At 72.5% G+C, this 20,831-nt stretch carries 17 protein-coding genes and 2 pseudogenes; 7 read left to right on the top strand and 12 right to left on the bottom strand.

Annotation, left to right across the window (positions count from 1 at the left end):
• Nucleotides 1–7: 7 nt before the first annotated feature.
• From ACFPZI_RS00530 to ACFPZI_RS00510, 5 genes are all read right to left on the bottom strand, one after another.
• Nucleotides 8–1,642 (bottom strand): nitroreductase family protein, encoded by a 1,635-nt coding sequence (locus ACFPZI_RS00530; RefSeq protein ID WP_381356591.1) that lies wholly within the window; start codon nucleotides 1,640–1,642, stop codon nucleotides 8–10.
• 65 nt (nucleotides 1,643–1,707) lie between these two features.
• The gene (locus tag ACFPZI_RS00525; RefSeq protein WP_381356589.1) at nucleotides 1,708–3,642 is read right to left on the bottom strand and encodes a TOMM precursor leader peptide-binding protein; all 1,935 of its coding nucleotides are present in this window, start codon (nucleotides 3,640–3,642) and stop codon (nucleotides 1,708–1,710) included.
• Complete coding sequence (locus ACFPZI_RS00520; protein ID WP_381356586.1) at nucleotides 3,632–5,887, bottom strand: TOMM precursor leader peptide-binding protein; 2,256 nt, start codon at nucleotides 5,885–5,887, stop codon at nucleotides 3,632–3,634. The genes ACFPZI_RS00525 and ACFPZI_RS00520 overlap by 11 nt, the downstream gene beginning before the upstream one ends.
• 145 nt (nucleotides 5,888–6,032) lie before the next feature.
• The gene (locus ACFPZI_RS00515) at nucleotides 6,033–7,883 is read right to left on the bottom strand and encodes a BTAD domain-containing putative transcriptional regulator (RefSeq protein ID WP_381356583.1); all 1,851 of its coding nucleotides are present in this window, start codon (nucleotides 7,881–7,883) and stop codon (nucleotides 6,033–6,035) included.
• A 566-nt stretch (nucleotides 7,884–8,449) separates the two neighbouring features.
• A complete protein-coding gene (locus ACFPZI_RS00510; RefSeq protein ID WP_031128743.1) occupies nucleotides 8,450–8,620 on the bottom strand; it encodes a thiazolylpeptide-type bacteriocin in 171 nt (56 codons plus the stop codon).
• 325 nt (nucleotides 8,621–8,945) lie between these two features.
• Here ACFPZI_RS00510 and ACFPZI_RS00505 point away from each other — a divergent pair, with 325 nt between their 5' ends.
• The 3 genes from ACFPZI_RS00505 (at nucleotide 8,946) to ACFPZI_RS00495 (ending at nucleotide 11,933) form a co-directional block, all read left to right on the top strand.
• Nucleotides 8,946–9,209, top strand: coding sequence for a hypothetical protein (locus ACFPZI_RS00505; RefSeq protein ID WP_381356580.1), 264 nt, complete (start codon nucleotides 8,946–8,948; stop codon nucleotides 9,207–9,209).
• 358 nt (nucleotides 9,210–9,567) lie between these two features.
• Entirely contained in the window at nucleotides 9,568–10,443 is an 876-nt protein-coding gene (locus tag ACFPZI_RS00500) for a response regulator transcription factor (RefSeq protein ID WP_381356578.1), read from the top strand.
• Complete coding sequence (locus ACFPZI_RS00495; protein ID WP_381356575.1) at nucleotides 10,440–11,933, top strand: sensor histidine kinase; 1,494 nt, start codon at nucleotides 10,440–10,442, stop codon at nucleotides 11,931–11,933. Before ACFPZI_RS00500 ends, ACFPZI_RS00495 begins: the two co-directional genes overlap by 4 nt.
• Nucleotides 11,934–12,020: 87 nt before the next feature.
• Here the strand turns inward: ACFPZI_RS00495 and ACFPZI_RS00490 are convergent, their stop codons facing one another.
• Nucleotides 12,021–12,476 carry a PepSY domain-containing protein gene (locus tag ACFPZI_RS00490; RefSeq protein ID WP_381356572.1) on the bottom strand — a complete coding sequence of 152 codons (456 nt, stop codon included), beginning with the start codon at nucleotides 12,474–12,476 and terminating at the stop codon, nucleotides 12,021–12,023.
• A 509-nt stretch (nucleotides 12,477–12,985) separates the two neighbouring features.
• Here ACFPZI_RS00490 and ACFPZI_RS00485 point away from each other — a divergent pair.
• The 3 genes and pseudogenes from ACFPZI_RS00485 to ACFPZI_RS00475 all read left to right on the top strand — a co-directional run.
• The gene (locus ACFPZI_RS00485) at nucleotides 12,986–13,159 is read left to right on the top strand and encodes a hypothetical protein (protein ID WP_381356569.1); all 174 of its coding nucleotides are present in this window, start codon (nucleotides 12,986–12,988) and stop codon (nucleotides 13,157–13,159) included.
• Between the two features lie 285 nt (nucleotides 13,160–13,444).
• A complete protein-coding gene (locus tag ACFPZI_RS00480; protein WP_381356566.1) occupies nucleotides 13,445–13,699 on the top strand; it encodes a hypothetical protein in 255 nt (84 codons plus the stop codon).
• A 149-nt stretch (nucleotides 13,700–13,848) separates the two neighbouring features.
• Nucleotides 13,849–14,155, top strand: a pseudogene (locus ACFPZI_RS00475) (hypothetical protein); the annotation flags it as partial.
• Here the strand turns inward: ACFPZI_RS00475 and ACFPZI_RS00470 are convergent.
• The 6 genes and pseudogenes from ACFPZI_RS00470 to ACFPZI_RS00445 all read right to left on the bottom strand — a co-directional run bounded on the left by ACFPZI_RS00470 (nucleotide 14,085) and on the right by ACFPZI_RS00445 (nucleotide 19,538).
• On the bottom strand, nucleotides 14,085–14,897 hold the full coding sequence (locus tag ACFPZI_RS00470; protein WP_381356563.1) for a CAP domain-containing protein: 813 nt from the start codon (nucleotides 14,895–14,897) through the stop codon (nucleotides 14,085–14,087). The pseudogene ACFPZI_RS00475 and the gene ACFPZI_RS00470 overlap by 71 nt on opposite strands.
• Nucleotides 14,898–15,359: 462 nt before the next feature.
• Nucleotides 15,360–15,476 (bottom strand): annotated as a pseudogene (locus ACFPZI_RS00465) (alpha/beta fold hydrolase); the annotation flags it as partial.
• A gap of 188 nt (nucleotides 15,477–15,664) precedes the next feature.
• A complete protein-coding gene (locus ACFPZI_RS00460) occupies nucleotides 15,665–16,537 on the bottom strand; it encodes a DUF4184 family protein (protein WP_381356560.1) in 873 nt (290 codons plus the stop codon).
• Nucleotides 16,538–16,658: 121 nt separating this feature from the next.
• Nucleotides 16,659–17,561: a hypothetical protein gene (locus ACFPZI_RS00455; protein WP_381356558.1), complete on the bottom strand. Its 903-nt coding sequence runs from the start codon at nucleotides 17,559–17,561 to the stop codon at nucleotides 16,659–16,661.
• On the bottom strand, nucleotides 17,558–17,899 hold the full coding sequence (locus ACFPZI_RS00450; protein WP_381356555.1) for a PadR family transcriptional regulator: 342 nt from the start codon (nucleotides 17,897–17,899) through the stop codon (nucleotides 17,558–17,560). The genes ACFPZI_RS00455 and ACFPZI_RS00450 overlap by 4 nt, the downstream gene beginning before the upstream one ends.
• Before the next feature lie 547 nt (nucleotides 17,900–18,446).
• Nucleotides 18,447–19,538, bottom strand: a complete 1,092-nt coding sequence (locus ACFPZI_RS00445) for a LacI family DNA-binding transcriptional regulator (RefSeq protein WP_381356553.1) — start codon at nucleotides 19,536–19,538, stop codon at nucleotides 18,447–18,449.
• A gap of 242 nt (nucleotides 19,539–19,780) precedes the next feature.
• Here ACFPZI_RS00445 and ACFPZI_RS00440 point away from each other — a divergent pair, with 242 nt between their 5' ends.
• Entirely contained in the window at nucleotides 19,781–20,776 is a 996-nt protein-coding gene (locus tag ACFPZI_RS00440) for an asparaginase (RefSeq protein ID WP_381356550.1), read from the top strand.
• Nucleotides 20,777–20,831 lie beyond the last annotated feature (55 nt).

Genomic DNA, 20,831 nt, shown 5'->3' with positions numbered 1-20,831 from the left:
GCGGCCGTCAGGCGATCTCGTGGCGGTAGTCGGCGGGCCCGGGCCGTTCGTGACCGAGGGCCATGATGAGCAGGGGTGCCTCGTCGCCGTCCGCCAGGCCGAGCCGCTCGACGAAGGAGACGTTGTCGAAGCCGAGCGCCACACCGGCGCCCAGGCTCAGGGCGGACGCCGCCAGGTAGAAGCTCTGCGCGACGGCGCCGGCGGTGCCCACGGCCAGCCGGTAGCCGCGGTCGCCGGCGGCGTCCAGCACGGCGGTGGTCCGTACGGTGGGCACGAGGACCACCCCGGCCTGCTCCAGGTTGTAGTTGGCCAGGAAGTAGTTCTCCTGCAGGAAGGAGCCCTGCGGGCCGGCGGCGACCAGCCGCAGGTCGCCGCGGTCGGCGTCGTAGACGTACGCCCCCTGCTCCACGCCCTCGACGTGGTTGACGAAGGCGTACATCCGGGCCAGCCGGACCTCGCCGGCCGGGTCGGTGTCGCCCGCCAGCCGGGTCCCGGCGCAGGCCGCCAGTACCGCCGACAGGTGCTCCCCGGCCACCCGGCGTCGGGCGTCGAACCGGCCGAAGCTGGAGCGGCGGTCGCGCAGGGTGCGGCGCAGGCCGGTGCCGGGAAAGGCCGGAGCGGGCAGCTCCACCCGGTCGCCGTCGGCATCGGCGGGCAGGGCCGCGGCGGCCGCCAGCGCCCCGGAGGCGGGCCGGTCGGTGGCGCCGGCCAGGGTCGCCGAGTGCATCTCGCGCAGCGCGCTGAAGTCCATCAGGGTGCGGGAGCGTTCGACGTCCCGGTGCCGGACGGAGGGCCGGTGGGCCGGGTCGGTGCGCGGGGTGTCGTCGAGGGCCGGGGCCCGCGAAGACGCCGGTGCGTCCCAGTGCAGCGGCACGACCGCGAACACGGACTCCTCCTCGCCCGTCACCCCGAGCAGCTCGTTCAGCCGGGGCTCGTCGAACCACATCACGGGGGCGAGGCGCAGTCCCCGGGCGGCGGCCCAGATCCGCCAGGTGTGCACCAGGGTGCCGACGTCGGTGGAGACCACGTGGAAGGAGAAGCTGTTGTACTTGAAGGAGTTCTGCCAGTACTTGACGCCGAGGATCAGGTACTGGTCGGTGTCGAGGGCCTCGGCGGGCACGTCCGGGCCCAGCGCCCGGCGGACCCGGTCGGTGACGTCGCCGGCCAGCAGCCGCTGCAGGGCGTGCCGGTGGATGTCGTAGTAGTGCAGGCCCGGAGTGAGGGGACCGGAGGCGCCGGACGCCCAGTGGATGCTCACCGGGTACAGGCCCCCGCCGCCCGCGGTGCCGCGCGACCAGTTGGCGTGCGTGTAGAACGGCAGACCGGGCAGGTCGGTGTTGGCCTGGATGCCCAGGCGGCGCCCGGTCAGCCCGTAGGAGTCCCGGAGCATCGCCGACAGCAGCGGCAGACTGAAGCCGCGGGCGGCGTCGCCGTCCCGCACCGGGACGGTGCCGGGCAGCAGACCCGGCCCGACCGGGACGTCGGCGAGGTCCTCGGTGGCGGGCAGGGCGAACGCCTCGGCATGCGGATAGTACTTGCCCTTGCGCGGACCGTCGTCCCAGTTCACGACATGGTCGGTGGGCTCCATCGGGACGCGGCCGCGGTGCAGGATGGCGTGCGCGTATTCATGGGCGTACCCCACAAGATCCCCCTTTCCTCGGTTCTTCCTCGGTTCGCCGGTGCTCGCGCGCCGGGGTGGTCGGCCGGTCATGGGAACGGATGCGGGCCGGGGTTGAGACCGGCCTCGGTCAGGTCGTCCGCACGCAGCCCTGCCTCGCGCAGCGCGGTGCGCATGCGCGGCATGTGCCGGGCCCGCTGCCTGCTCCAGCCGAAGTCGAGCGGCAGCAGCCCGGGCACCAGCACCTTCACGGTGTACAGCCCGAGGGCGCGCTGCTCGGGCGTGGTCTGGTCGACGGCGACGACGTCGAACCCGGCGGACGTCACGGCCTCCACGGCGGCGAGCAGGTCGTCCCGCACGTCCGGGCCGGAGCCGTCGGCGCGGCTCCAGGCCAGGTCGGCCACGCCGAGGGGCCGCGCGGGCGCGGACTGCCGCAGCAGGAAGTCGGCGTGACGGCCCATCTCCGGCACCGCGTAGACCAGCGGATGGTCGTGCAGGCTGGTGATCTTCTCGTAGTCGGCGGCCATGGCGAGGTACCCGGCCGCGTCGCGCTCGAAGCGCTGCGGCAACTGCACCGAGTCGGTGGCGATCTCGCACAGGGCAGCGGCCAGCGCGGCCTCCGGGTCGAGGGAGGCCCCGGCCCCGAAGCACATCCGGGCGGGCCCCCCGTCGAACCGCTCGGCGACCCCGGTGATCACGGGAACCGGGAAGGTGATCCGGGTGTCGAAGAACCGGGCCCGGTACCCGTACAGGGCCATGCGGTCGACCATGAAGCGGGTGCGCGGGTCGGTGCTGGTCGACGGATCGATCTCGCGCAGCGGCTGCATTCCGTGCCAGGCGAGCAGGAAGGCGTCCCGCTCCAGGACCTCCATCAGTCCGCTGAGCACGGCCTCTTCCAGACTGCCCCCGGAGGCGCAGCCGTTGGAGCTCTCCTGCACGAAGCGGTGCTCGATGCCCGGCTTGTGGTAGAAGGCCAGGATCTCCGGCACGGGGCGCGGCCGCCCGTCCCGCAGCGACCAGCCCCACACCCAGGGGATCGCCCGGTCCGGTGTGAACGGCGGCACCCAGGGGTTCGCCCGGTGGAAGTCGTCCGTGTACAGGCCGGTCTCGCGCGGGTCGACGGCGTCCGGCCCGAGGTCGTCCAGGGCGGCGGTCAGAGTGACGGCGCGGCCCCGGGCACGCATCCCGGCGAAGCGTTCCAGGCCCTCCAGCACGCCGATGCGGGTGCTGTCGTGGTACGTGTCGGCGTGCCCGCCCCAGAACGTTTCCCGCAGGTAGTCGCCGGAGCGGCTGGAGAAGCAGCCCACCGTGGCCGAGGTGGTCGGCGAGGTGACGTCGCACACCACCGACGGGCCGATCGCCCCCCAGTGCGGGTTGGCGAACGCGTCCACCCGCAGGCCGTAGTCGTCCAGCGGGCGGACCCGGCTGACGCCCGGCCGGTACTTCGGCGCGGGCCGCAGGCTCAGGGCCGCCGACCCGGCGGTCATCGGCTCAGGGGTGCCGCAGCGGGGGCAGTCCGGCTCGGGCACCAGCGAATGGTGACGAACCGTCAGGTCATCCAGGTTCATCAGCCACACGTCGGGGAACGGCGCGTCCCCGTCCGGGCCGGCCTCGGCGAGCCGGGCGATCAGCGCGGCGACCGCCTGCGCGGCGAACGGCACCAGATAGGGCCAGGGGCCCGCCTCCCGGGTGCCGCCGCGCAGTTCCAGGCCCTCCCGCAGACCGACCGAGCGCACCCCCTGCCAGCGGCGCCGCAGGCACACGGCGCAGCCCGCCCGGCCCTCGGCGGGCCAGGGACCGATCACCGCCTGCCGGCCGTACAGATGCACGGGAAGGACGGTGTCCGGGGCATCCCCGGTGTCGGTGAAGGCGTCCCGCACCCCGAGCGCGCCGACACCGATGTCGGGAACCGGGCGTCCGGGCAGGGCGGGCAGGTCGCGCAGGGTCCGGCGGAGGTCCTCCGCGAAGCGGCGGCACGCGTCCTCGCGCGGCTCCGCGGCGGCCTCGGTCAGGTCAACGGTCATCGCCGGCCGCCCCGGTGAGCAGAACGCGGACGGTGTGGATCCCGGCGGCGGGCAGGTCGGCCGCGTGCGTGGGCACGACGAGGGCGTCCCGGCCGGCCGAGGCCAGCCGCTCCAGGACGTCCGCCCACGTCACCGGTGGCCGGTCGGCGGCCGGCTCCTTCCCGGCCGCGTCGGCCGTGACCGGGATCAGGGCCGCGTCCAGATCGGCCAGCAGCGGATCGCCCAGGTCGGGCGTGCCCAGTACCCCCTCGGCGGTGAGCTGCACCGTGCCGATCAGGTCGCGAAGGGCGTCGCCGGCCGCCGCCGCCCGGTCCAGGGCGGCGCCGACGGCCCAGCGGACCGGCTCGTCCGGCTCCGCGGGACGGGTGCGGGCCAGCACCACGGACACCCCGGTGCGGTCCGCCTCCCCGAGGTCGAGGAGCTCGGTCTCCAGGCCCAGATGACCGGCGGAACGGAGCAGGAAGGTTCCCTCGGGGTCGTCGGCGAGCAGCGCAGGAGAGAACACCGCGGTCCGGCCGGTGCCGCGCACGGCCCGCTGCAGCGCGTCGTGAGCGAGCGCCGACAGCAGTCCGGCCGCCGCGGCGGCGGGCAGCCCGTCGCCCGCGCCGGCCCCGGCACGCGACGGCTCGAACCGGCGGTCCTGGTTGTCCGGCCCGAACGGCCGCACGGCACCGGCCGGCACCAGGATCCGCTCCTTGGTCAGCAGGGACGTGGCCGAAGTCCAGGTGGAGACCGGGTCGCCCCCGGCGCCGGTCGCCGTGGAGAGCGTCTCCGGCCGCACCCGCGCGGCCTCCGCGCCGTCCGAGAGGGACGCGCCGCCCGGCGCGGGGAAGGCGGGCACCACGTGCTCCGCGTAGACCTCGGCGGCGGCGTCGAGAGCCCGCAGGCGGGCGCCCGCGGTGTGCTGGACGTCGAACGCGACGACGGTCCGCGTCCCGGCCGCGCCCAGCCCGACTTCCACCGCGCCGACCTTCAGCGGGGTCTGGGTGACCGGCTCGTCCGCGTACCGGGTGAAGACCCCGACGGACGGCCGGATCGCGAGCGACCGGCGGTCCAGCTCGGCCAGCGGCCCCTCGGTCGCGCCGTCGTCCGGGGCGGCGGCGACGACCGGCTCGAAGACGGGCCGTGCGGGGGCCGCGGTCAGGTCGACGGGCTCGGGCTCGGCGGGCAGGGTCCGGCAGTACGGGCAGCGCGGGTGGGGCAGCAGCCGCTCCGCCAGGACGTCGAAGGAGGCCATGTCCTGGAGCAGCACCTGGCCCCGGGTCTCGGCCGGCAGGGCCTCGGTGACCAGCCGGAACACCTCGTAGCCGAGCAGGTTGCCGAGCATCGCCGCGAGGGGTCCGCGCGGCCCGGGGGCCGGGGTGGTTCCCAGGGCCAGTCCGCTCCACAAGCCGGCCGCGACCGCCGGGTCCCCGGTCGCGCCGAGCCGCAGCGCCGCGCAGGCGAGGCAGCCGTCGGTGTCCGGGGCGCTGACCGGTCCGACCACCGCCCGGCCGCCGAACGTCCAGGCGGGCAGCAGCGTGCGGCCCTCGGGCACGCCCCGGCCGAGCAGGGTGACCGCGGTCCGGAACGCGTCGCCGCCGGCGGCGACGACCACCACGTCGTACCCCTCGTACGCGTCCCAGCCGGCCGGGCCGGCCGCGGGCAGCACCGTCACCTCGGCCGGGACCCCCTGCGCGGTGAACTCCGCCGCCGCCTCCCGGAGCCGGCCGAACTCCGCGGCGGTGGCGGGGCCTTCGGCCAGGGCGGCCTCCACGGCGACGTGCGCGCAGCCGTTGCGTATCAGGGACAGCGCGCACCAGTGCGCGACCGGGCCGTCACCGAGCACCGCGACGCGGGTGCCGCGGAAGGCGGCGAACCTTTCCCCGGCGCTGTCGGTGTAGTGGTCGAGGTAGGCGATCTGCTGCGCGAAGTGTGCGGTGACCGCCGCGTCCGGGGACGTGCCGGGTCGGTGCCCGGTGTCCGGCACGGGCCGGGCGAAGCCGCGGGCGTAGAGCGCCTTGACCAGACCGCCGACCATCGCCTTCTGCGGGTCCGGGAAACCCGCGCAGATCTCCGCCACGGTCCGGCTCCCGTCCAGGTGCGGGACGAGGAGTGTGGCGAACCGGTAGGCGGACGGGGAGCTGAGCTGGAAGCCACCGTCGGCGTTGTGGAAGATCACGCCGTTGGGCGTCTCGGTGAACAGCACGTCGCGGCGCACCCTGGGCCGGGTGTCCGCGGTCTCCTCGTAGGGCGTCGTGGGCATGCGGGGATCGCACCTCCGGGTCGGGGCCTGTCGGCCGCAGTGGATCTGAAGGAGTGGGTGAATCTGAAGGAGTGGGTGGGGGCGGGGCGTTCGGGCGCGGACCGGCCGGGCCGGCCGCGTCCCCGTTGTGGTGGCGCCGGGGCCGTCAGGTGGCTCCGGAGGGCAGTGCGAGCCGGTCCGCGGCGACGACGGCCCGCGGGAGGTCGCCGGTCCGGGCCACCCGGTGCAGCGCGTGTGCCCGGAACAGGCTGTTCATGCGCAGGGTTCCGGGCTGTTCCTCATCGAGGAGCCCGGTGTCGAGGAGCCGCTCGAGCAGTTCCTCGGCGTGGGTCTCGGGCACGCGGAGCGCGGTGGCCGCGTCCGGTGCGGTGAGCTGTCCGTTGAGCCGGGCCAGCCGCAGATGGGCGTCGGCCAGTGGTCCGGGCAGCCGGTCCAGGGCTCCGTCGAGCGTCAGGGGCACCGACATCCGGGGGTCGTCGGGCAGCGCCAGCCGGGCGGGCAGGTCCCGGCGCAGCCACGCGGCGTAGTCCGCCAGGCGCAGCTTGGGCCGGGTCAGCAGCCGGGCGGCGGCTATTCGCAGTGCGAGCGGGACATGCCCGCACAGGTCCGTGAGGGCACACGCGTCCTCGGCCTCCGCCGTGACCCGCTCCCGCCCCAGGACAGCGGTGAGCAGGGCCGTCGACTCCTGCGGTGTCAGCGCGCCCAGTTGCAGTACCGCCGGGCCGTGCGTGGCGACCAGGGCGGCCAGCCGCATGCGGCTGGTGACGACGAGGGCACCGCAGCCGGGCACGTCGAGCAGGTCCCGTACCTGGTCCGGGTGCACGACGTCGTCGAGCACCACCAGGCACGACCCGCGGGGGGTGCCGGCGGGGAGCACGGCGAGCAGTTCGGCCGCCGCCTCGTCGGCGGGCCGCGGCGTACCGTCGGGTCGGGTCAGTGGCAGCAGTACGCCGCCCGCCGGGTAGCGGTCGGCCACCAGCCGCGCGGCGTGCAGGGCCAGCGCGGTCTTGCCCATGCCGGGCCCTCCGGAGATGACCGCGATCACCGGTGCGGCGTCGGTCCGCCCGTCGCTCCGGCCGCCGCTGTTCAGGTGGTCCACGAGGTCGGAGGTCTCGCGGGAGCGTCCGGTGAAGCCGGGGACGCGGGGCAGCCGCGGGCGCGGCGAGGGGGCCGGTCCCGGGGACGGATGGCCGTCGCCGTACGGGACCACTCCGGCCGCGGCGCCGTGCCCGCCGCGCTCCGCGGGGGCGAGGGCCGCGCCGGGGAGTTCCTCGCCGCGCAGAATGGCCAGTTCCAGGTTCTGCAGTGCCGCGCCCGGGTCGACGCCGAGTTCGTCCCGCAGGTGCGCCCTGATCCTCCGGCACTCGGCGAGCGCCTCGTTCTGCCGTCCCGCCCCGTAGAGCGCCCGCATCAGCTGGGCGGAGAGTCCTTCGTGCTGGGGGTGGGTCCGGGTGGCCTCCCACAGGTCCACCAGGACCTCGCGACATCGTCCGCGGGCCAGGTGTATCTCGCAGACGCGTTCCAGGACGCGCAGGCGTTCCTCGACCAGCCGGGGAACCTCGTCGCGGTGCAGGAGGTCGGAGGGGACGTTGGCCAGAAGCGGTCCCCGCCACAGGCCGAGTGCGGTGCGCAGCAAAGGGAGTTCGGACTCTCCGCCGCCGGCCGCCTCGGACACCAGGCGGCGGAAGTGCAGCAGGTCCAGGGTGTCGTCGTCGGCCGGAAGGCGGTAGCCCCCGGCGACCGCGACCACCGCCTGCTCCTCGATGTCGTACTTGGCGAAGAGACGGCGCAGCCGCAGGACGCAGCTCTGCAGGGCCGCCTTCGCCGTCGCCGGCTGTCTCTCCCCCCAGACGGCCTGGCGGAGCCGCTCCGTGGGGACCACCTCGCCGGGCCGGACCAGCAGTGCCGCCAGCAGCGACGTCGGCTTGGCCGGTGGCAGGACGACCACCTCACGCCCGTCGGTGATGCTGAGCGGGCCGAGCAACTGAAAACGCACCTGGTTCCCCCGTTGACCCTCGAACTTCTGCGGATCCGGATCGCCACCCCCTTCGGGGCAGCGGTGCCGTGCCGTCGAAGCGGGCGCTGTCGGAGCGGTGGCTCATTCGGGACGCCTGCTTTTTCGCCAGCACGGGCGGTACGGCGCAGATTGTGAAGTTGTACTGCACGTATGCCTTCGGACTTGCGGCAGTGGTGAGTGTCTACTGGCGTAGAACGGTGGGTCAAGGGGTGGTTGTGAAATGCCTGAGAGGCAAGTTTCAGTCACTGACGTACCGTCAAATACCTACCAGCAGGGCATATTTACTGGTAAATGGCTTACCGGTGGTCGACGGGGCGTCAACTTACCGCCGGTACGGACAGGGAAACGAACGTGCTCGATCCACCGGATTCTCCGAACCTTTTCACGGTGTTCACTTCCGCCCCGCCGGTTCTCCGGCCCGCGGCCGGAACATGCCCCGTCGGGCACCGTCGCGACCGGTCCCGGGGCACGCCGAGTGCCCGGCCGGCGCCCTCCTCCATGGAGGAGGCGGGTACCGGCCGGGCGTTGCGGCGCCGGACGCTGGGTCAGGCGGAGCAGGAGGTGGTGCTGCAGGTGGAGCTGGAGGTCGAGGTGGAGCTGGTGCTGGTGCAGCCGGCCAGCACGACCTCGCTGGCGTCCGAGTAGTCGGAGATCTCGAAGGTCTCGGCCTCGAGCTCGAGGATCTCGTCGGCGAGGGTGCTCAGGTCCTTGTTCATGGTGTCTCCCCAGGAGTCGGGGCGGACCACCGTGTCCGGTGGTGGCCGCCGGGCGGTTGCAGGACCATTCCAGCGGCCACCACTCACCGTTCGGCATGCCTTCCGCTGTCATTCCGCTGGCACGCCGCGCCAGCGCAGGCCGACCGGGGCTCCCGGCAGGCAGGTCCGGGCACCCGGGAGGCGCTGCAGGGTGAACTCGGAGACGTCGGCGACATTGCCGACGTGTGCAGGCGTACTCGGCGAGGGCTGCGGCCGCCTTCGTGCCCACGCCGGGCAGCTCCCGGACCATACGGGCCGGGTTTTCCGAGAGGGCTTCATCGTGGGGGTGAGCAATCCCAAGGGGCTGCTGTCTTCGGTGCTGCCGCGGTCCGTCAACCCCTCGACGGGAAACGTCCAGGTGCAGCTGTTGCTGCTGGGCCTGATCCGCGTTCTGATCGCATTGGTTTCCGATGCGACATGGGGCCTCCTGGCCGGAACGGCCCGTAACTGGCTTGCCGGGAAGCCGCGTGGGCTGTCGTTGATCGGCGGGGCGCCGGGAATGGTGATGGCCGGTCCGGGGGCCCGGCCGGGGTTCAGCGGACGCGAGTGAGACGGGCGGAATGAGAGCATGGTTCGTAGGGGCGGGCCATCCCGTAGGAGACGTTCGCCCCGCACCCATCGACCAGGCGGTGGAAGACCCGGGCGACGGTGTGCCGTTGCTCGCGTGGCGCATTCAGATCCGTCCGGAGGATCTCGTCGAACAGCGGCTCGTACGGATCCGAGGAGTGGCCGGGGCAGTAGCTTCTTGCGTGCCCGAGCGGGCGTGGTGGTGCGCTGAACGCCGAGCGCCTCCCACGCGTACTGGAGGGCGGCCTCGCCGGATGCCTGGTGCTTGCCGTGTGGCGGGATGAAACAGCCTGCGTTGTGCGGGCTTTTGGGTTGTCCGGATTCACGGAGAGACGGTTCACATGGGCGTACAGGTGCTGCTCGTCGAGGACGACGAGACGATCGCCGAACCGCTGGGCGAGGGCCTGCGGAACTACGGACTGTCGGTCAGCCGGGTCGCCACGGGTGCCGAAGGACTCCAGGGGCCGTACGGGGACGTCGTTCTGCTCGATCTGGGGCTGCCGGACATGGACGGCATCGACGTCTGCCGCGGCATCCGGCAGGTCTCCGACGTTCCCGTCATCATCCTCACCGCACGGGGCGAGGAGGCCGACCGCGTCCTGGGCTTGGAACTGGGCGCTGACGACTACCTGGCGAAACCGTTCAGTCTGCGGGAACTGGTCGCTCGTATACGCGCGGTCACCCGCCGGGCCCAGCGAACCGACATCGTCTTCGCCCCGGCACCCGGGGGCTTCGTACCCATGGCCTCGGCGACGGGTGCCCCGTCGTACGGATACGCCCCCGCACCACGGACACCGTCCTCGCATCAGCCCGCATACGGGTCACCCACGACCCCGCAAGCCCCGGCTCCCGCGGGCGGTTCGGCCGGTGATGCCGTACCGGGCCCGCTGGTGGTGGACCGGCGGACCCGCCAGGTGTGGGTCGGCGAGTCGCTGATCGCCCTGACGCCGAAGGAGTTCGACCTGCTGGCATTGCTTGCCGAGGACCCTGGCGCGGTGTGCTCGCGCCAGCAGATTCTCGGCCGGGTGTGGGATCCCTACTATGAGGGCCCGACCAAGACCCTTGATGTCCACGTGGCCGCGCTGCGCCGCAAGCTGCGCCATCCGGACTGGATCCAGACCCTGCGAGGCGTGGGTTTCCGCCTCACCGTGATCCCCGCCGGGTCGGGCGGCCCGGGTCAGGGGCACGGGGCCTCCCGAGAAGTTGCCTCCCGGTGACCCGCCGCCTGTTGCTGACGTATCTGAGCATCGCCGCGCTCGTCCTGCTCTGCCTGGAGATCCCGCTGGGGTTCGTGTACTCGCGTGCCGAGCGGGACCGTATGGTCCGCGTCGCCCATGACGAAGCCGCATCCCTGTCCGCGTTCGCCGAACTGTCCATGGACGCCGGCCGGGAGGCGCAGGACCTGCCACGCCGGGTGACCGAGTGTGCCCGCCGCATCGGCGGACAGGTGACCGCCGTCAGCCGCAACGGCACGGTGATCGCCTCCTCGCAGCCGATGTCCCCGGAGCGGGCACGCGACCTGGCCGGGCTCCCGGAAGTCGCCACCGCCCTGGGCGGCCGGGGCTCCACGGATGTGCGGACCTCCAGGATCGGCGGGGTGCAGTACCTGTCCGTCGCCGCCCCGGTCGGCCACGCCGTCCCCCCTGTCGCAGCTGTTCGCATCACCCTGCCGACCGACACCGTCCACGCCCGCGTGCACCAGGTGTGGCTGCTCCTCGCCCTGGTCGGACTCGCGGTACTGGCCGTCGTGGCCGGCGTGGGCTTCGCCATCGCACGGTGGGCCGGTCGCCCCATCCGGGAGCTAGAGCAGGCCACGCTCCAGCTGGCAGGGGGCAGCCTGGCCGGTGGCCCCGTAACGGTCACCAACGGACCACCCGAAGTACGCAGCCTGGCCGCCGCCTTCAACCAGACCGCAGCCCGGCTGGAACACCTGCTCGCTTCCCAGCGGGCCTTCGCCGGTGAAGCCTCACATGAGCTCAAGACCCCGCTCGCCGCTCTGCGGCTGCGCCTGGACAACCTCGAGCCCGCCGTCGCCGACCATGGCCGCGGCAGCCTGGCCGCCGCGCAGACCGAGACCGACCGGCTCGCCCGCATGGTCGAGGGTCTGCTCGCGATGGCCCGCCTGGAGGAGAAGGCTGCCCGGCGCGAACCGGTCGACGTGGCACGAGTCTGTGCCGAACGCCACCGGACCTGGGCCCCCGCCTTCCAGGACCACGGTGTCCTTCTCCGCCTGACCGGCGACCGTGTCGGCCCGGTCCGCGCCCTGCCCGGAGCCGTCGAGCAGATTCTGGACAACCTGCTCTCCAACGCGCTGCGTCACTCACCGCCAGGCACTACGGTGAGCCTCCAGCTGCGCCACCGCGCCGACCGCTACCGCGCCGACCGTCGACGGACCGCATCCGACGGGCGTGCTTCCTGGGCCGAGCTGCACGTGAGCGACGAAGGCCCCGGCATGACCGAAGAACAGCGGCGGCGCGCCTTCGACCGCTTCTGGCGCGCCCCGGACGCCCCCAAAGGGGGGACGGGCCTCGGCCTGGCCCTCGTCCAGCGCCTCGCCCACGCCAGCGGTGGTGACGTCACCCTCCGCCCCGCCCCCACCGGCGGCCTCAGCGCGGTGGTCCGCCTGTCCCGCGTCGACCGCCCGGAGGGCAGTCACGCCTTCCCCCGCCCACGCCCACCTGCCCGGCGACAGCCGGCCGAGATCTGACGCGCTGCCGCTTCGCACGTCTGTGGGGCGGCGCAGTGACCGTCGGTAATCGGCGGTCACTGTCATCAACTTCAGCCAGGGGCCGGCTCAGTCGTCGTCATCGCCGTCCCGACGGTCCCCGCCCCGGTCCCCGTTCCTGTCTTCGTCCCCGCCTTCGCCCTCGTCCTCGGAATCCTGGCCGACTATCTGACCGGTGAAGGCGTCGACGAGGGCCTCGATCTCACCGGCACCGTCCTGCGCCTCCACTTCCCACACCGCCCTGCCACCCTCCTCGTCCAGCTCCACCTTGATCACTCGGGCGCCGGGGCGGCTGTCGGTGACGATCCCGGCAGCCTGGACAGCGTTGACCGGCCTGGGCCCGAACCGGGCGTCCAACTCCGGATCGATCTCGATTTCGAAGCCGGTCGGCGACGCCGCGCGGACGGTGGCCTGCCGACCCTGCGACTCCTGCTCCCCCTGGCCTGCCATGGCCAGTGTGGCTCCCACCGTGACGGAGAGCAGCAGCCCGCCGCCGAGCAGGGTGAACACCTTCGTCTTCCGCATCGATTCCTCCTTGGAATGCGACTCCCCGGTCTGTTGTCCCGGAAGGAGGACGCTAGCGAGCGATGGACCAGCGAAAGGTGAGGAAGAGGCGAGACGGAGGCCAGAGCAGGCACAAATTTCGGCAGGGGTGCCTGTGGCGCACTGGAGTCGTCCGGTCGACGCCGTTCGCCTGCACCGAGTCACCGGTTGGGGCGTCGTATTCGAGGTATGCGTGGTCTTCATGTGGATTGTTCATGTGTGCGGTTGAGATGCGTCCCCTCGCATACAGGTGCGGCGCGCGTTGGCGGAGAATGGGGATCCGGGGTGTATTCTCGCCCGGTCCGCCGGTCATCCGGCTCTGCGACTCGCAAAGTTGCGGCGCGCCTCAAACACCCTGAACCGGACGACGTCAATCGCCGCAGCCAACCTCCCCCTGGAGAGGCAACGCTGAAAGAGCTCAGTCTCCGTGCCAGGCTTGTGGGGGTGATGTCTGGGCATACGGGCTTCACCCTTTGGAGAGGAGCCTGTTCATGCTTGGCATAGTGGCCGCGGTGCTGTTCTTCCTCGCGTTTTTGATCAACGCGGCGGACATCGGTACCAACGATGTGTTCTCTTCGGTGAATGTGATGTTGCTGGGGCTGACTGCGCTGGCTCTGCATGTGGCGGGAATCGGTGCGGGCCGGGCTTCCAGGAGCCGACGCTGACCCTGGCCTCTGCGCCCGCCGACCCGCTGACGGGGTGCTCGGGGCCGCGCCACCACCCTGAGCACCCCCACCCTTCGATGGGGCAGTTGTTCTTCTTCACGCCAAGCTCAACTACCTTTGCAGGAAGCTTGGTTGCGCTCCCCGCCTGATGTCACAGACCAGTGGTGGATCGTCCGTCGGGTGTCTTGCGCAGCCAGCCGCGTTGTGCGAGTCGGCTGAGCTTGTCGCGCATCGGCTCGACCTGGCGCAGCTCGATGCCCGGACCGAGCGCGGTGCCACACGTCCTTGGCCATCACCGGCCCGCCCACGGCCTCCACCACGTGCCGGATCTGCCGGTACTCCGACGGCAGCGCCGCCTCGTCCATGCCCCGTTCCTGGTGCGGGCACCAGCAGCACCGCCCGTCCACCCACCTGGCAGGGCCCAGTCGCGGGCGCAACAGCGGCAACCTGTTGCTCCAGCCGGCGCAGCACCGTCTCCACCACCGCCAGTTCCACGCGCTCCGCATGGAGCTCATCCAGCTGCCGGGACAACGTGAATGAGTCGCGCGACGGCGCCCCGCTGAGGGACACCCACCGTCGCCACGTAATCCCGCCACGACCGGGCGGCCGGGTTCTGGTTCCCAAGGGTCGGCCCCTGCGGGAGAGCGGCGTGCAGCGCGCTCCTGCTCCTTGCCGTCGCTCTCGCTGCCGGCCGGTGCTGGTGCCTGTCCGGCTGGAACCTGCACGCCGTCGCCTTCCTGGTCGGCGGGGTGCTCGCGGTGGGCGGCTTGCACTCGGCCCCGGGCAAGGGCCCCTTCCCCGAGGAGGGGCTGATCTCCTTCCTGAAAGTTCCTCGTGGGACTACGGCTGGGCGGTGGGGCCGGTGCGTCGCTCGTCGTGTACGTGGTGCTGACGGCAGGCCACGGCGCGTGTGAGCGTACGGCGCCTACCGGGCCGTGCCGAAGTTCTGGGTCCAGTAGGAGCCGGGCTGCGCGAGACCGACGCCGATCTCCTTGAACGCGCAGTTGAGTATGTTCTCCTTGTGGCCGGGGCTGGCCATCCAGCCGGCCATCACCTGCTCGGGAGTGGAGTAGCCGTAGGCGACGTTCTCGCCGTAGGTGCTCCAGCTGTAGCCGGCACGTGTGATGCGGTCGGCGGGCGAGGATCCGTCCGAGCCGGTGTGCGACATGCTGCCGCTTGCCGCCATGTCCTCGCTGTGCTTCTGCGCGGCCTCGGTCAGGGTGGCGTTCACCTTCAGGGGGGAGCAACCGGCCTTGCCGCGCTCGGCGTTGACGATTTCCACGACCTTGGCGACGGGTCCGGAGGCCTTGGTGCCGCCCGTCGTGGCGGGACTCGAAGCACCGGCGGAGGGTTCGGGGCCGATCGTGGTGGGCTTCGGGGTCGCGGTGGTGGGCTTGGAAGCGGATGCCTTGGGGGCCGTTTTCTTCGGTTTGTGCGACGGCTCGGCGCTGCTGCGCTGCGGTGCCCCGGCCTTCGAAGCGCTCGGGGTGGGGGGCGGTGTGTTCGACGGCGCCGCCGTGGGCTCGCCGTGCTGACGGCTGTTCCGCTGGTGGTGCCGGTCGGCGTCGTCCCACCTGTCCTCGGCCGCGGCTGGGGTGGCGGTGCCCTGGTGCTGCCGTTGCCCGCTGCCGGGCCAGTCGGCACAGGCCATGGCGATCGAGGGTATGCCTATGACGCCCATGGCGGCTGCCGTGACGACCGTCCGCCGGTACCGCCGCTGATGACGATGCTTTCCCATGTGTGACCTCGCCCCTGTTGTCCGGAGGCTGGTCATTCTTGGGACGGCCCGGCGCCGGGCGCAAAGGGCGGTTGCACTACTGCGCTTCGTAGGTCGGCGGGGTTCTTGCGGCGGGCGGGAGAGCGTGCCGACCTGCTCGCGACGGGCCCTCGGGATGCCTGCTGCCTCGTCAGAAGCCTTCGCCCGGCGAAAAAACCGTGACTCTCGGCTTCCCACCGGATCACCACCCACCTCGGCCCGCCTCACGCTCACGTTAAGACGGATAAATCTCCTATATCAGTGGAGCGGGTTCTACTAACCGGCCCGCGTAGATCGAGGACGCGCGTGATGGATGTCACGGAATCATGCATTCTGGACTGGTGCCGGAGGCCGAGGAGCGCGCCCGCAGAACGCCTGGCGGCGGGGCAGGGTCGCTGGTCCTCACCGGGCGCGATTCATGGAACAGCTGTGGGCGAACCGCCCCGGGCAGCGGACGTCGCCGAGCTGCGCGCCGTTGTCGGCCGGGGCGCGGCGGTCCATGTTCTGCATGGCTTTCATCCGGCCGGGCTCACGCAGCAGGGAGTCGATGCGGCCGAGCCGCCGCGGCGGGCACTGAAGTTCGCCCTCGGGGTGGTGCCCGTTGAACGGTCGTTCATGCCGGTAATCGCTGAGGCGGGCCCCTGTCCCGGTCCGTTTTGCGCCGCAGGCTGGGAAGCGGCGTCTGAGTTTCCCCTGACAACGATGCCCTGGGCACAGCGCCCCCAGCGCCGGGTCCGGCCGGTGGCGCGTCAGGCGGCGGTGTTCGCTCTCGGGGCGTCGTCGTGCACGGAGCCGGCTCCGCTCCCGTGGGGGCGGGCTGCGGTGAGGGCGTGCCGGACCCACCACGCGATGACATGGAGGAGCAGGATGCCGGTCAGGGTCGCGCCCGCGCCTTTCGCCGCGTCGGACAGCGCCCCTTCGATCACGGCACTCGGCGACACCCCGGTTGTCGCCGCCTCCGGGCCGGCGAGCCGCCACCAGGCGTGGGCGACGGCGCCGACGGCCGTGAGGAGGGCCATTGCGAGGAGAGCGCGGCGCCGCGTTGCGTTCCCGGGTCCGGTGCGGCCCTTACCGTTGAGGAGGCGGGCCCGCCTGCGCCATACGTACGCCGCGATGGCGGTCAGGCCGCCGATCGTGCTCGCGTGTTGCAGCGTCCGCGCCCAGGTGAGGCCGCCCACCGGAGTGGAGGTCAGCCAGGGCACATGAGTGACCACGAAATCGTCGTGGTGGGTGAAGGCATCCCAGATCAGATGCGTGGCGATGCCGATCAAGGCGGACAGGACGATCCACCCGGCTCGCCGTATCAACGTGCCGGCCGTCCGGGGCGGCGACGGGGCGGCGGGTAGCGGCAACAGGGACGCCAGCGGGCGACGGCCGGCTCGCGCCAGGCCCCACAGCGTGAGGGCGTACGGCAGGGTGACGGTGACAGCGCCGAGGGCTGTGTGCGAGGTCGTGGCGTTGACGAAGGGTTCGTACCAGGACTGCGCGCTGACGGGCAGGCCCGTGGTGACAACGAAGTAGGGCATGTCCGGTGCGACGGCTCCGGCGGCCAGTGCGGCCCGGCCGAAGGGCCGCCGCATCAGCGGCAGTACGGCCGCGAGGTGGGACAGGGTGAACGGCATGAGCATCCTCTCGCACGGACCCGATAGTCCGTCGAACGGAATGTTACGCCAGACGGACTATCGGACGATGGCGGACACCGCTGCCGGGAGGGATGCTCGGCCGAGGGTCGAGGGAGACCGTTCAGAGGAGGGTGCGGCCGGTCCGCTCCAGCCGGCCGGCCAGAAAGGCGATCACCGTGGTGGCCGGCACCATGACTGCCAGGAACACGGCAGCAGTCGCCTCGCCCCACGCTGTCGTGTAGGCGCCGGCGAGCAGAGGCGGGGACGCCATGACCATCGCTCCCAGTTCACGGCCGCCTCGTGATCCGCTGCGCCAGGTCAGCACGACACCGGTTGCGGCGAGGACCAGCAGAGGCCAGCACCCGTAATCGGTGCTGACCCACGGCACCGCGTGCGCGTCGATGGCGGCCCGTGGTACGACCACGAGCGCGATCATGGCACCGGCCGGGCCCGCCCACCTCACCGCGGTGTTCTCCAGGCGCCGGTCCGGCGGGCATGCGAGCACCACGGCCGCCGCCAGGGCCATCGCGGCCGGGGTGACGACCGGGTCACCGAACGCCGGCCCGCTGACCACCGCGGCCACCGCGAAGGAGAGCAGCCCGGCCGCCGTGCAGGGCACCCCCGCACGCCACCGGCCGGCCAGCGCCGACGCCGCACCCGCGCACACGACCAGCGACGAGACGAGCAGCACACCCCACGCCCCCCGCAGGTCGGTGCTGAGCTGCACCCCCCACGGGGTGGGCGAGGCGACCAGGCCTGCGTACCAGCGCAGAAGGTGCAGGCCGCACGCGGCGGCCGAGGCAGCCAGCGCGAAGGGATACGCCCGCGCGAGAACCCGCGCGAGGGGAGCGGCCGACCCCAGCCCCATGCGCATCCGCACCGCGTGCGCCGCCAGACCTGCACCTTCTTGCAGCCGCGAGCTCAGCGGCTCGCCCGCGGTCATTTCGCGATAGGTCGCCGCGATCTCCCCGCCATGGGTTTGCCGGTAGGCGGCGGGATACAGCCGCAGCACACGCTCGATCATGTGGCGGCCGCCGGAGGCCGCGTGACGGACAGGCGGCGGGTGGCCTCCTTTGCTGTCACGGCCAGCCGCTCGGCCTCCGCCGCCAGCCGCTTTCGCCCCGACGGCGACAAGGTGAAGATCCGCCGGGCCCGGCCATCGACGACCTCCTCGCGCTCGACGTCGACGAGGCCGTCGGCCAGCAGACGGTCCAGGGCCCCGTAAAGGGCGCCCGTACGCAGCACGACACGGCCACCGGTCATCGCCCTGACCTCCTGCGCGATGGCATATCCGTGCCGGGGTGCGTCCGCGAGGGCTGTCAGCACCATCAGCGTGGGCTCTTGCATCGCGCGCTCACTCATCCCACGATGATAGTCACTCCGCCGGACTATCTCGATGCGGTGAGCCACGTCAGCGACAGCTGGGCCCCCGGCCGGGGTGCGGGCGCGGGCCAGGGACCTGGAGAGGGGCGGGATTCGCACCGTGCGGGACGTGCTGGACGCCGGGGTGTGGCGTCTGGCGCAGGTGTCCGGTGTGGGGCGACCGACGGCCGGGCAGACGGTGGCCGCCGCCCAGCGGATCGCCGGGCAGGGCCTCGGGATGCACGCCGAGATCGACGGCCGGTTTCTTGGTCTGCGGCTTCGGATCCGGATCGGCAGTGCGACACATCCGCACCGCACGCTCACGCAACTCCGACGAGTACTTTCTGGGGGCAGCCATGGTCACAGGTCCTCTCCTGAGTCCCATCTGACCCGCTCTAGCTCCCTTCGCATCCCGGGGGAACCTCATTCCCGCTCCATGGCGTTGGCCGGGCGGCGTCACGCGGTGGGTTCGATCGGTGTTCCCGGTCGGGTTCCGGCGTGCCGGCGGTGGGGGCGGAGGAGTATTTCCGCCCGTGGGGTGTCCGGTTCATTTCGGCGGTGTGGTCGGTGCGAGGGGTTGTCCTGCGGCTTCGGCGGGCCGGGCCGGGTGGGGGGTGCCGAGGGTCGAGGTGCGGGTCATCAGGGTGGGGTGCAGGCGGCGGGAGCGGCCCGGTTTGCCGTTCAGCATGTTCACCAGGGTGGTGGCGGCCACTTCGCCCATCCGGTACATCGGGGAGCGTATGGAGGTCAGCGGCACCGGGAGGGCTGCCGCGAGCGGGACGTCGTTGTAGCCGACGACCGCCACGTCCCGGCCGACAGTGAGGTCGGCGTCCCGGACGGCCGCCATCACACCGATCGCCGCGAAGTCGTTGACCGCGAAGATGGCCGTGGGGCGCGGGCACAGGCCCAGCAGGTGGTCGGTGGCCGCACGGCCGCCCGGCACATCGAAGGTGGAGTTGATGACATGGCTCTTCGGTACGGGGAGTCCTGCCTTGGCGAAGGCGTCCAGGAAGCCCTGGGTGCGCTCCACACCGGTGCTGGCGTAGGGCTCTCCGGCCACCACCGCGACCCGCCGGTGGCCGAGGCCCAGCAGGTGCTCTGCGGCCAGCCGCCCGCCGAGGGCGTCGTCGGTGGTCACCGACACCCGGCCGGGCAGCCGGCGTGACACCAGCACCAGGGGGATCCGCTGGCGGGCCAGCTCGGCCACGAGATCGCAGTCGGAGCGGGCGTCGCCGAGCACCAGACCGTCGACGCGCCGGGCGAGCAGCGCGTCCACCCGGCGCCGCTGCATCTCGGGGTCGTCTCCGGTGTTGGCGACCACGGTGTGGTAGCCGGCGGCCGACGCGGCAGCGTCGATCCCCTCGTAGATGGTGGCCAGCACGATGTCGGTCAGCCGCGGGACGAGCACGCCCAGCATCCGGGAGCGGCCGGTGCGCAGTGCCGCTCCGGCCGGGTCCCGCTGGTAGCCGAGTTCCTCGGCCAGTCCTCGGATGAGCGTGGCGGTCTCGGTGGCCACTCCGCCGCGCACGTCCTCGTCCAGGCTCAGCGCCCGTGACACCGTGGAGACGTGGACGCCCGCCTGCCGGGCTATCTGGGCGAGCGTGACCGGGGCGCGACCGGTCTGTGCACCGGTTCCCACCCGTGCTCCCTGGCGATCCACTCCCGCTACCCCTCTTCTCGAACCTGCTCGGCTCTCTTCGGATCCTGTTGGGCCCTGGCCGGTTCTGCTCGAATTCGACAGCTGTTTAACGTTGTTGCGTTCCTGAGCCTCGCATACTCCCGACCCTCCGGGCCAGGCAAGTGTCCAACAACCATTGACCAAAGGGCAATCGTTTGCGTAGCCTCACTGCAATCGTTTGCGAAGATGCGGAGAGAGAGTTCATGCGTCGAATCCAGGTCGTGGCCACCGGCGGCACCATCGCGAGCCGGGCCGGGGTGGAGGGCCGCCGGGCGACCGTGCTCGCGAAGGAACTGCTCGCGTCGGTCGGTCCGCTGCCGACAGACGCGGAGGTGAGCACGCGGGACGTCGTCACCCGGGGCAGCTACGCCTTCGACACCGCTGACCTGCTGGCGCTGGCCCGAGAGGTGCGCGGCGCCCTGCGTGACGGGGCCGACGCAGTGGTGATGACGCACGGCACCGACACGATGGAGGAGACTGCCTTCCTGTTCGATCTGGCATTCGACGACCCGCGGCCGATCGTGCTGACCGGTGCGCAGCGCCCGTTCGACGACCGCGCTGCCGACGGCCCGGCCAACCTGGGCGACGCCCTGACCGTGGCCGCCGCCGACGCGGCCCGCGGGCACGGCCCCCTGCTCGTCTTCGACGGCTCCGCGTTCCCCGCCCGCGGGGTCCGCAAGAGCGACACCATGTCGGCGCATGCCTTCACCGCGCCCGGGCGCGGGCCGGCGCTCCGCGTGATGGACCGGCTCGTGACACCGCTGTGGCAGCCGAGGCCCAGCCCCCGGCTCCCTCTCGATCTCGACCTCCCCCGGCTGCCCCGGGTGGACGTGGTGCCGGTCTACCCCGGTGCGGACGGGCTGTTCGTCCGGTCCAGCCTGGCGGCCGGCGCCGCGGGAGTCGTGGTGGCGGCGGTCGGCGCGGGCAACGCGGGGCCGGAGCTGGTCGAGGCGGTCGCCGAGGCGGTGGCCGCGGGCCACCCGGTGCTCATCTGCTCACGGGTGCATGCCGGTCCGGTCGCCCCCCTCTACGCGGGCGGCGGCGCCGAACTGCAACGGGTCGGCGCCGTGTTCGCCGGCGACCTCAGCCCCTGGCAGGCCCGGCTGCTGCTGGCCGTCGCGAGCGCCGTCCCCGGCCGGTCGCCGGAGGCACTCGTCCGCGCCTGGCTCGCCGGAGAGGACCCGCTGTCCGGAGCCTGATCACCACCCACCACCCATCGCCCCCACACCGACTTACTGACACATCCCCACCCCA

Source organism: Streptomyces chlorus, assembly GCF_042655885.1.
GTDB classification, from domain to species: Bacteria; Actinomycetota; Actinomycetes; order Streptomycetales; family Streptomycetaceae; genus Streptomyces; species Streptomyces chlorus.
This window is presented reverse-complemented; position numbering and strand designations above follow the sequence as displayed.

Excerpts from the sequence above, each read along its gene's own strand:
- ACFPZI_RS00470 (WP_381356563.1), bottom strand. The coding sequence starts at position 14,897 with ATGGGAAAGCATCGTCATCAGCGGCGGTACCGGCGGACGGTCGTCACG.
- ACFPZI_RS00525 (WP_381356589.1), bottom strand. The coding sequence starts at position 3,642 with ATGACCGTTGACCTGACCGAGGCCGCCGCGGAGCCGCGCGAGGACGCG.
- ACFPZI_RS00520 (WP_381356586.1), bottom strand. The coding sequence starts at position 5,887 with ATGCCCACGACGCCCTACGAGGAGACCGCGGACACCCGGCCCAGGGTG.
- ACFPZI_RS00460 (WP_381356560.1), bottom strand. The coding sequence starts at position 16,537 with ATGCCGTTCACCCTGTCCCACCTCGCGGCCGTACTGCCGCTGATGCGG.
- ACFPZI_RS00485 (WP_381356569.1), top strand. The coding sequence starts at position 12,986 with ATGCTTGGCATAGTGGCCGCGGTGCTGTTCTTCCTCGCGTTTTTGATC.
- ACFPZI_RS00450 (WP_381356555.1), bottom strand. The coding sequence starts at position 17,899 with ATGAGTGAGCGCGCGATGCAAGAGCCCACGCTGATGGTGCTGACAGCC.
- ACFPZI_RS00440 (WP_381356550.1), top strand. The coding sequence starts at position 19,781 with ATGCGTCGAATCCAGGTCGTGGCCACCGGCGGCACCATCGCGAGCCGG.
- ACFPZI_RS00500 (WP_381356578.1), top strand. The coding sequence starts at position 9,568 with ATGGGCGTACAGGTGCTGCTCGTCGAGGACGACGAGACGATCGCCGAA.
- ACFPZI_RS00510 (WP_031128743.1), bottom strand. The coding sequence starts at position 8,620 with ATGAACAAGGACCTGAGCACCCTCGCCGACGAGATCCTCGAGCTCGAG.
- ACFPZI_RS00455 (WP_381356558.1), bottom strand. The coding sequence starts at position 17,561 with ATGATCGAGCGTGTGCTGCGGCTGTATCCCGCCGCCTACCGGCAAACC.
- ACFPZI_RS00490 (WP_381356572.1), bottom strand. The coding sequence starts at position 12,476 with ATGCGGAAGACGAAGGTGTTCACCCTGCTCGGCGGCGGGCTGCTGCTC.